Below are 8733 nucleotides of genomic sequence, written 5' to 3'. Positions count from 1 at the left end.
ATCTGCATCTTGCCGCGCGCCACCTTGGCGAGTTCGACACTGATCCCTTTCGGGCGGCGCAGCTCCCAGACCTTCTGGGTGTCGCTATCCCTGAAAGAGCGGATCACGCAGACAATGCTAACGTAACACGTTACTAACGTCAATCGTTAGTATATGGCGAACGGTCACCTCAACCGCCGATGCGGCGGGTCATCCACGCGGGCGCGGCGGGCAGCGTCCCTTTGCGGGCGCGGCGCGCGGCCTCGATAGGGCTGACGATGTGCATCTGCTGACCGGCCGTCTTCACCAGCCGGTCGTGCGCGATAACGGCAGCAGCCAGCGCATCGGGCTGGTGCTGCCCGCTTTGCCAGCCGAGGCACGCCGTCTCGAAGTCGGGAAGCTGGCCGGCGATCCGGCAGGTGCCGACCTCGAACGCCTGCCGTATCGCCGCTGAGCGTGACTCGGCGTCCCCCTTGCCGCGCCACGGCGTCACGGTGATGTGCCGGGCGAGGCGGCGGACCCTCTTCATCGCGTCCTTGAGCACGCGCACGTAGGTGGTGCCCGCGGTGTAAGTCTCCACGGCGATCTCGCTCGCGCCCAGCTCGATAGCAAGATCGACGGCGCGCCGCGCCCACTGCTCTGAAGTCAGGGCTTCGCTGGCGTCGGTGATCAAGGCCACCACGCCGTCACCGGTGATCGACGCCGCCACGATTCCGACCGCCCCGGCTCAGACGATCCATCTTCGCCGCCAATCAAGCTTTGGGCGGATCGGAATGCTCAGTGGGCGATACGAGGGAACCGAGTCCTCAGTGCCTTCAGCATCCTTTCGAGTTCCGCAACGCGCTCCCGGGCTGCTACCAGACGCTGCGGCGGCTCGCCTTCACCCTCAGACTCGCAACGAAGATGCCATTCAACTTCAGCTGCGACGAGCTTCTCGTTCATCTCGGTGAGTTCACGGCGCAGAATTTTCGCGAAGCGTTTAGCCTGGGCACGTTCAGAGGGTGGCGTCAGAGCTGCCGCTGAGATGTCGGCGAACGCTTCGCCGACCATGCTGTCGAGATCGGGCAGCGCGTGATCTTCCAGGCAACCGGAGAAACCTCCGGCGTGTGAGGGGCGTCAGTCGCCCGTCAGTGTCGGCCAACCTTCTCGCGCTTGATCAGCCGGGCGACCGATGCTGACGCCCGGCCGGTTCGAGTCCAGGCGCGGGAGCCAGGTCAGGGCCTTATCTGGCTGCGGTGCACAACATCTGCACAACATAAAGCATTTTGCCCGGTGAGAAACGGGGATAAGTGAGCGATTCGGATGGCCTGGCTCCGCCGCGCGTGAAAGTGGGCATTGAGGTGCTGGGCGTTGCCGACCGCATGGAGCCGGAGCGGCTCGCTGTTATCGAGGAACTTCCGGCGTTCATGCGTGCTGAGGGTGTCGAGGCAGATCGCTACTTCCGTGAGCCGGATGGAATGGGGTTGCCACCACTTGAGGTGATTGCCGTATTTGTCGGGGGTATCGGCGTCAAGCTGGTGGGCGATCTGCTCAAGGATGCAGCAAGGCATCGATCAAAGGTGCAATTGCATGGGCGCGCGAGCGCATCCGGCGGCAGCCTGGCGACGGCGAACCGGCCCCTGCACCTGAACGGCCCGTCAGGGTGAATGTCTACGGCCCCAGGGTCGAACTGCTCAGCATCGTCGAGGTCACCGCTGACAGCGTGGACGATCGTTATAGGCATCCCAGCATCGGAGACGAATTTCCTGGGAGCTAACGGTGCTTGGCCTTCCCTATGTCAATTGCGAAATCGCTCACGGCTGTCGCTGCAGTCTGATAAACCTACACGCCGGGGGAGGGCATCAACATGAGGATTTCAGCAACGTTGGCCGGGGCTTTTGCCGCCACCGCCATCATCGCCATGCCGGTCGCGCCTTCGGCGTCCGCTGTGCCGGGTGACCCGATGCCCGGATGCGGAACGCAGGTGTTCGCCAACTACTGCGACGGGCCGATCCGGCCGGACGGGTCATGGAAGCGGTGCATGTTCGCTCACGGGCAGGGCAACGTACCGCCGGTACAGAACTGCTTCATAGTTCCCGGCGCAGAGCAGATTCCGCCAACGCCGCTCGGTCAGCCCAACCATCACATCGAGTAGCCGAGCTGGTCTATGGCCAAATCAGGTCAAACTCACGTTTGACGGAAGCGACTTTTCTGGCGCATCTGCAGGCTGCAACTTACCGCCGCTTTGCCCAGGGCCGCGGCTACTTGCGCTGGCGTGGATCACGCCCACCGTTTGCGTCTTGGCTCGGTCCGCCTCGGTGAACGGTTTGGAGACGAACACGCCGGCGTCGTTGATCAGCGTGTCTACCCCCCCGAATCGCTCGATTGCGGGTGCTCACAATGCGGTCAGCGGTCGCGGGGTCGGCGACGTCGCCCGCGACGGCGGCGAGGCTCGGGTCATCGCCGGGGGCGATCGACCGTGAGTTCGCCACCACCGCGTAGTCGAGCCCGCGGTGGGCGTCAACCAGGGCCGCGCCGATTCCCTGTGATGCGCCGGTGATAGATTGCGACTTTCGGCCGATCGACGGTCACTGCGGGTCTCCTGTGCTGGTCTGCTGCCGGTTCACCCAATTACAGTCCTGCATCGGGCACCGAACGGAGAATCCCATGGAATTTCTGGTCGACATGACCACTCACGTTCCGGAGGGAACGCCGACGGAAACCGTTGACGAGGTCCGGGCGCGCGAGGCCGCGCATTCACGCGAGCTGGCCGCCCAGGGGTACCTGCTGCGGTTGTGGCGCCCGCCACTGCAACCGGGCGAATGGCGAACCCTGGGGCTGTTCGCCGCGGAAAACGCGGATCAACTCGAGCAGGTGCTCGCCTCGATGCCGCTGCGGATCTGGCGGAGCGACGTGGTGACGCCTTTGACCGCACATCCCAATGACCCGGCGGGGGCCTGACCCTCGCCGAGCAGTCAGCAAAAGCACTCGCAAGCGCGGCGTCGGGTGCCTTTGCGTCTTCTCGCGCCAGATGGGTGACCATATACGTTGTGGCGACAGTGGGCTCTGAACACTCCGAGGCGAGCACGATCGCCTGGGACGACGACACGTTGGTCGTCATCGATCAACGCGTGCTGCCGCACGAACTGCGGTTGTTGCGGATCACCTCGGTGGACGAGCTCATTGACGCGATCAAGACGCTGGCCATTCGCGGCGCACCGGCGCTCGGCGTGGCCGGCGCGTTCGGTGTGGTGTTGGCGGCGTTGGCGCACCCGGGCGATATCGAAAAGGTAGAGCTGGAGGCGGCGCGGATCGCCTCGGCCCGTCCCACCGCGGTGAACCTGGCGTGGGGCGTACAGCGTACGCTGGCGGAGTTGTCCCAGGGACCGCAGGGCGTGCTGGCCGAGGCCCTGCATATCCTGGCCGAGGACGGGCAGCTGAACCGGGCCGCCGCTACCCATGCCGCGGATCTGATCGAGGGGCTGCTGCCGGATCGCCGGCTGCACATCCTCACCCACTGCAATGCCGGACGTCTGGCGATGAGCGCGTTCGGCACCGCGCTGGGCGCGGTGCGGGTGCTGCACGCACGCGGGCTGGTCGAAGACGTCCTGGTTGACGAGACGCGCCCGCTGCTGCAGGGGGCCCGGCTGACGGCGTGGGAGCTGGCCGAGGCCGGGATCCCGCACCGGTTGACGATCGATTCGGCGGCGGCGTGGGCGATGGCCACCGGGCAGGTGGACTGTGTCATTGTCGGCGCAGACCGCATCGCCGCTGACGGGTCGGTCGCCAACAAGATCGGCACCTATGCGCTGGCGGTGGCGGCTCACCGGCACGGCATCCCGTTCGTGGTGGTCGCCCCCGAATCCACCCGCGATCTGGCCACCTCGACCGGGGCCGAAATAGTGGTGGAAGAGCGAGCTTCGGCAGAGGTCACGCACGTCGGCGGAATCGCAACCGCCCCTGAGGGAATCGCCGTTTTCAACCCTGCCTTCGACGTCACCCCGCCGGACCTGGTCACCGCGATCGTCACCGAGAATGGCGTAGTCGGGTAAGCGGAGAACTCAGGCCCACTGGCCGAGACTCTCGACAGCAGCCTGGATCTGCTCGACTCGGGTGACGTCGATGCCCCAGGGCTCGTCCAGGCCGAGACGTTCGTCGAGATCCCATAGGACACACTGTTCGTCGGGCGCTGCGACCAACGACCATGCGATGACGGTCCTGCGCAGCTGCTCGTCGACGGGGTCGCCGGCGCCGGGGGTGCCCGCGGTTGCGCTGCCCTCCGGATGGTGGTGCAGAAACGTGCCGTACGCCTTGTCGCAGAACGCCGAATATCGTGCGGTGCACAGGATCAAGCCATGCCACGCCTCGTCGACCGCGCGCGATGGCATGCCGATCACTTGGTTGTCTCGCAGCGCGGGTGCGCAGCAGCGAAGCCACTGTCGCAGTCCGGTTTCCACGAGGGCCCGGGGCTGCCAGGGGCACGTCTTGAATACGGGAGCGGGAAGGTCGAGTTCCGCCGCGGCAAGACGCGCCCGGCCGTATCCGTCCTCGCGTCGACGCCGCACGTCATCACTGTATGTGGCGCGGAAAGCGCGCGTAACCTTGGCGCATGAGTAGCGCTCTCCTCGCTCCGGTCTTGACTCTCTTTGTGTTTCTGGTCCTCGCCGCGTTTTTGGTGTCGTTTGGACGGTCCAGGCGCCGCGGACGCGGCTCGCGGCGCGGCTCAGGGCGCGGCGGCCTCTGGTCGGCCGGAGGCGCGGGATACGGCGGCGGCGATTATGGCGGCCACGGCCACAGTGGACACAGTGACGGCGGCGGACACCACGGTGGGCACAGCGGCTGCGGTGGTGGGCACAGCGGCTGTGGCGGCGGAAGCGGCTGCGGCGGTGGCGGCTGCGGCGGTGGCGGGAATTAGCTTTCGGCGACAGCCGATCCGGACGACCGCACGCGAGTAACCTTGGCACATGGACGGCGCTCTGGTCATTTTGGTTGTCCTCCTCGTCGGGGCGCTGTCGTTCTTCGTCGTCGCGGTCGTCGCGATCATCAGGATCGTGCGGAACTCCACCGGGGCACCACGGAATAACCTCTGGACAGCTGGAACCATGGGCGGGGCGGGCGGCTATTACAGCGGCTGCAGCACAGGAAGCAGCGGCTGCAGCGCAGGATTCAGCGGCTGCAGCGCGGGAAGCAGCGGTTGCAGTGGAGGCAGCAGCGGTTGCGGCGGTGGAAGCAGCGGCTGCGGCGGTGGAAGTGGCTGTGGCGGAGGTGGTTGCGGCGGAGGCGGCGGAAGCTGACTCCGTTGCCCGCGAGATCGCTTAGTCGTAGGTCGGCACCCAGATCGTGTCGTGGACGGCTTGGGTGATGTCGTCGTGGGTTCGGGTGGCGACCCCTTCGGCGACGGCGGCGTGGTAGACGGCCTCGGCGACCGTCGCCGATATGGCGCACAGGTTCTGCACGTCCGGTAACAGGGAAGCGCCGGGAGTCGTCGGATCGGCCTGTTGTGCAATGGCTTTCGCTGCAGCCTGCAACATGCCCTGGGTCACCAGCCGGGCTCCCGATACGATGACGCCCAGCCCGATCCCGGGGAACACCAGCATGTTGTTGGCCTGGCCGATGGTGTAGGCGATGCCGTCGTATTCGACCGGGCCGGCCGGGCTGCCGGTGGCAACCAGTGCCTTGCCGTTCGACCAGTCCAGCAGATCGGCCGGCATGGCTTCCATCCGTGAGGTCGGGTTGGACAGCGGGAAGATCATCGGACGTTCACACGACGCCGTCATCGCTTCGATGACCTCCCGGGTGAACGCGCCCGACACGGTCGAGGTGCCGAACAGGATGGTGGGCGACGCCATCTTGATCGCGTCGATCAGTTCGACCCGCTCCCCGGCCGCCACGCCCAGTTGGTCGCGGTTCTTCGAGTAGGGCACCTGGAAATCGCGCAGGTCGTCCATGTCGTCGAACAGCAGGCCTTGGCGGTCGATCGGCCAGATCTGCGCCGCGGCCTGCTCGGCGGTGGCGCCGTGGGCGATCATCGCGTCACGGATCTGATCGGCGACACCGATCCCGGCGGTGCCGGCGCCGAAGACGACCGCTCGCTGATCGCGCATCGGGATACCGGTGACATTCGATCCGCCGTACATGGCCGCCACGACCACCGCGCCGGTTCCCTGTACGTCGTCGTTGAACACGCAGTAACTCGCGCCGTAGGCATCCAGGATGTTCCGCGCGTTCATCGGCCCGAAGTCCTCGAAATGCAGCATGGCACGGGGAAATAGCCGGTGTGCGGTCTCGACGTAGCGTTTGACGAACTCCTCGTATTCGGGACCGCTGCGCCGGCCGTGCCGATTACCGAGGTAGAACGGGTCCTGCAGCAGCTGTTCGTTGTCGGTGCCGACGTCCAGCGACACGGCCAGGCAGCGGCGGGGATCGATACCGCCACCGGCGGTGTAGAGCGCCAACTTCCCTACGGCGATCTGGATGCCACCGACACCCCAGTCACCGATCCCCAGAATCGCTTCGGCGTCGGTGCACACGATCAGGTCGACGTCGTCGGGTCCCAACCCGAACGTCTCAAATGCCTCGGCGATCTCGTCGGGTTCGTCGATGCTCAGAAACAGTCCCCGCTGCCCGCGGTATTCATCGGAGAAGCGTTGGATGGCCTCGCCGACCGTGGGCGTGTACACCACCGGCATCAGTTCGGTCAGATGCTCCGACAGCACCTTGAAGTACAGGATTTCGTGCCGGTAGTGCAGCTGCTCCATCAGTAGGTTGCGGCCCAGATCGGTTGCCATGCCTTGCAATTGACGCCAGACGCGGTCAGCCTGTTGTTCGAGCGTGAGCACCGCCGACGGCAGCCGGCCGGTAAGCCCCAGCGCCCGCCGCTGCTCGTGAGTGAAGCCGACCCCACGGTTGAGACTCGGCGCAGACAGCGCGATCGGGTTCCGGGGCACACAGGCGTCGCTCATCACAACCTCCGTCCGTGACTGTGGCGGCGTGAAGTCACCCCTAGGACCGTAGCCCTGATCGAGGTGAACGTGCTCTGAATCCTCGGTATGCGTTGACGATTCGACGCTTACGCCGCGGGCACGCGGCGCAGCCGGGCGACCAGCGGGTACAGCTGGCAGCCCAGGCAGATGCCGAAAGCGGCATTGAGGAAGGCGGCGAACAGCGCGAAAGCGGTGGCGACCACGCCGAGCAGCGGGATCGCGGCGGCGAACCCGACTACCCCGACCACGGCGAATATCAGCCCGACCAACTGGGCGAACTTCAGCGGCGGCACCGGCTCGCGTTCGGTGACGGGTCCCAGGCGCGGTGCGACGAACGTGCGGAACAACAGTCCGTAGGGGCTGGTGCGCGGGCCACGCCACGCGCTGATCGCGAAGACGACGGCCTGGGCGCTCAGGATGATCGCGGCTGCGGTTGTGCTGGCAGCCGAGACGGCCAGCGTGAGTACCAAGACGGCGGTGCTGATCCACGCCGCGAATCGCGGGCCCCGCACGTCTACTTGGCTGGTATCGGTTGACATGGTGTAGCTCCTAAATGGTCAAGAGAGGCTCGAGGGCGGTCCGCAGGTCGGCCGCCTTCGGCACGCCCGCGGTGCGATATCGTTGCCGTGCGCCGGCGTCGAAGACGAACGTGGTCGGCAGGGAAAGTACCGAAAGCTGCTTGGCGGCAACGGGGTTCGCGTCAATGTCGATCTCTACGTGGGCTACCCCGGGCAGATCCGCGCATACCTGGTCGACCACGCGACGGACCGAGGCACACGGACCACACCATTCCGCACTGAAGTGCACGACGGTCGGCCCCGCATCGGACAAGCCGAGGCTCGAGGTGTCCTGCTCGGGTTCGGCGGCGGTTTCCCGCAATACGCCCGACCGTCGATTGACCACCACACCGATCGCGGTGGCGATGCCCAACGCGGCGACGGTTGCGGTCACGGCGAGAAGAACGGCACTCACTTAAGCCGCTTCAGATCGAGAAGTCGTCGCCATGCCACACTCCGCCTTCCGGTGGCCGGATGACGCGGTCGCCTTGTTGGCCATCGCCGTTGCCTTCCAGCCTGGCCACCCGGGTGAGCAGGGATTGCAGGCTGACACCCACTAGGTCGGGCAGCAGTGAGTCGTCCTCCCTGGCTTTGCCGGGCTGGCTGATGATCTGGCCGGGCACCCCGACCACCACGGAGCCCGAGGGAACCTCTTTGACCACGACCGAGTTCGCGCCGATCCGGCTGTCGTCGCCGATCTTGATCGCACCGAGCACCTTGGCTCCGGCGCCGATGACCACTCGATCGCCGATGGTGGGGTGGCGCTTGCCGGTATCCCTGCCGGTGCCGCCGAGGGTGACGCCGTGGAAGAGCGTGACGTCCTCGCCGACCTCGGCGGTTTCTCCGATCACCACGCCGGTCGCGTGGTCGATGAACAGGCCGGGGCCCAGCAGCGCACCGGGATGGATGTCGACGCCCGTCAGAATCCGGGTGAGCTCGGCGACCACCCGCGCCAGCACCTTGGAGCCGCGATTCCACAGCCCGTGACTGATGCGGTGACCCCACACCGCGTGCACGCCCGGGTAGGCGAAGACGACCTCGAGCACGGTGGGCTTGGCCGGATCTCGCTCCCTGGCCACCTCTATGTCGCGCCGTATTGCTGCCAGCATGGTTAGTCGCTCAGGTTGGAGAACAGCACGGTGCTCAGGTATCGCTCGCCGAAGCTGGGGAGCACGACGACGATGAGCTTGCCGGCGTTCTCCGGACGGCGTGCCACCTCTAGAGCGGCCGATACG

Annotated in this window: 11 protein-coding genes and 2 pseudogenes; 5 read left to right on the top strand and 8 right to left on the bottom strand. The window is 66.2% G+C overall.

Annotation, left to right across the window (positions count from 1 at the left end; genetic code table 11):
• Positions 1-169: 169 nt before the first annotated feature.
• Together VML93_RS29380 and VML93_RS29375 are read right to left on the bottom strand one after the other, a co-directional pair.
• On the bottom strand, positions 170-688 hold the full coding sequence (locus VML93_RS29380; protein WP_325615902.1) for a hypothetical protein: 519 nt from the start codon (positions 686-688) through the stop codon (positions 170-172).
• A 68-nt stretch (positions 689-756) separates the two neighbouring features.
• Complete coding sequence (locus tag VML93_RS29375) at positions 757-1029, bottom strand: hypothetical protein (RefSeq protein WP_325615898.1); 273 nt, start codon at positions 1027-1029, stop codon at positions 757-759.
• A gap of 239 nt (positions 1030-1268) precedes the next feature.
• Here VML93_RS29375 and VML93_RS29370 point away from each other — a divergent pair, with 239 nt between their 5' ends.
• From VML93_RS29370 to mtnA, 4 genes and pseudogenes are all read left to right on the top strand, one after another.
• On the top strand, positions 1269-1625 hold the full coding sequence (locus tag VML93_RS29370; protein WP_325615897.1) for a hypothetical protein: 357 nt from the start codon (positions 1269-1271) through the stop codon (positions 1623-1625).
• 200 nt (positions 1626-1825) lie between these two features.
• Positions 1826-2113: a CDGP domain-containing protein gene (locus VML93_RS29365; RefSeq protein ID WP_325615895.1), complete on the top strand. Its 288-nt coding sequence runs from the start codon at positions 1826-1828 to the stop codon at positions 2111-2113.
• Between the two features lie 512 nt (positions 2114-2625).
• Positions 2626-2913: pseudogene (locus VML93_RS29360) on the top strand (muconolactone Delta-isomerase family protein); the annotation flags it as partial.
• A gap of 95 nt (positions 2914-3008) precedes the next feature.
• Positions 3009-4010, top strand: a complete 1002-nt coding sequence (gene mtnA / locus VML93_RS29355; protein WP_325615893.1) for an S-methyl-5-thioribose-1-phosphate isomerase — start codon at positions 3009-3011, stop codon at positions 4008-4010.
• A gap of 9 nt (positions 4011-4019) precedes the next feature.
• Here mtnA and VML93_RS29350 read toward each other — a convergent pair whose 3' ends face one another.
• Complete coding sequence (locus VML93_RS29350) at positions 4020-4523, bottom strand: hypothetical protein (RefSeq protein WP_325615891.1); 504 nt, start codon at positions 4521-4523, stop codon at positions 4020-4022.
• Positions 4524-4763: 240 nt separating this feature from the next.
• Between VML93_RS29350 and VML93_RS29345 the strand changes: the two genes are divergently transcribed.
• Positions 4764-4913 (top strand): hypothetical protein, encoded by a 150-nt coding sequence (locus VML93_RS29345; RefSeq protein WP_325615889.1) that lies wholly within the window; start codon positions 4764-4766, stop codon positions 4911-4913.
• Between the two features lie 360 nt (positions 4914-5273).
• Here the strand turns inward: VML93_RS29345 and VML93_RS29340 are convergent, their stop codons facing one another.
• The 5 genes and pseudogenes from VML93_RS29340 to VML93_RS29320 form a co-directional block, all read right to left on the bottom strand.
• The gene (locus tag VML93_RS29340; protein ID WP_325615887.1) at positions 5274-6920 is read right to left on the bottom strand and encodes an NAD-dependent malic enzyme; all 1647 of its coding nucleotides are present in this window, start codon (positions 6918-6920) and stop codon (positions 5274-5276) included.
• Positions 6921-7027: 107 nt separating this feature from the next.
• A complete protein-coding gene (locus tag VML93_RS29335) occupies positions 7028-7480 on the bottom strand; it encodes a DUF4395 domain-containing protein (RefSeq protein ID WP_325615885.1) in 453 nt (150 codons plus the stop codon).
• A 10-nt stretch (positions 7481-7490) separates the two neighbouring features.
• Positions 7491-7913, bottom strand: a complete 423-nt coding sequence (locus VML93_RS29330) for a thioredoxin family protein (protein WP_325615883.1) — start codon at positions 7911-7913, stop codon at positions 7491-7493.
• Between the two features lie 10 nt (positions 7914-7923).
• Positions 7924-8607, bottom strand: a complete 684-nt coding sequence (gene cysE, locus VML93_RS29325; RefSeq protein WP_325615881.1) for a serine O-acetyltransferase — start codon at positions 8605-8607, stop codon at positions 7924-7926.
• A gap of 2 nt (positions 8608-8609) precedes the next feature.
• Positions 8610-8733: pseudogene (locus tag VML93_RS29320) on the bottom strand (cysteine synthase A); the annotation flags it as partial.

The organism is Mycobacterium sp. (assembly GCF_035499775.1).
Classification (GTDB): Bacteria; Actinomycetota; Actinomycetes; order Mycobacteriales; family Mycobacteriaceae; genus Mycobacterium.
This window is presented reverse-complemented; position numbering and strand designations above follow the sequence as displayed.